At 30.5% G+C, this 495-nt stretch carries 1 tRNA gene; it reads left to right on the forward strand.

What is annotated here, in order from left to right:
• The first annotated feature begins 1 nt into the window (after position 1).
• Positions 2 to 77: transfer RNA gene (locus P8V03_RS19090), tRNA-Ala, on the forward strand.
• The last annotated feature ends 418 nt before the right edge of the window (positions 78 to 495 follow it).

Raw genomic sequence — 495 nt, forward strand, 5'->3', positions numbered from 1 at the left:
TGGGGGTATAGCTCAGCTGGGAGAGCACCTGCCTTGCACGCAGGGGGTCAAGGGTTCGAATCCCTTTATCTCCACCAAAAAGAAGTAACAAATGTTACTTCTTTTTTTATTTTTATATAGCATACTTAATATAGGTATTACAATTTCAAACTCAGGTATATTTAAGTTATGATCTACATTATCCTACCAATTTATCAGGTAATTGGCCCTATAGAAGCTCAGCTTTATCTTTGTCTTTTTACGAATAGCATGATAACTTATCCTAGTGTATCAATATGTGAAAGTTGTAGTAATAGTGAATAATTTAGAGATATACCAATTTAAATAGCATTAATTTGTATTATTATGACTTCATGGGCGGGAATTTATGATAAAATATCAATTGTCCTGTTGAAAAAGGAAAACAAATTATTCAAGATAAGCAGGGCATTTTATTATTTATTAAGCGATAAAAATAAATAATAAAAAAGTGTTGACAAGTTAAATGATATTTGG

This window comes from Clostridium tanneri (assembly GCF_033659955.1).
GTDB classification, from domain to species: domain Bacteria; phylum Bacillota; class Clostridia; order Clostridiales; family Clostridiaceae; genus Clostridium_AM; species Clostridium_AM tanneri.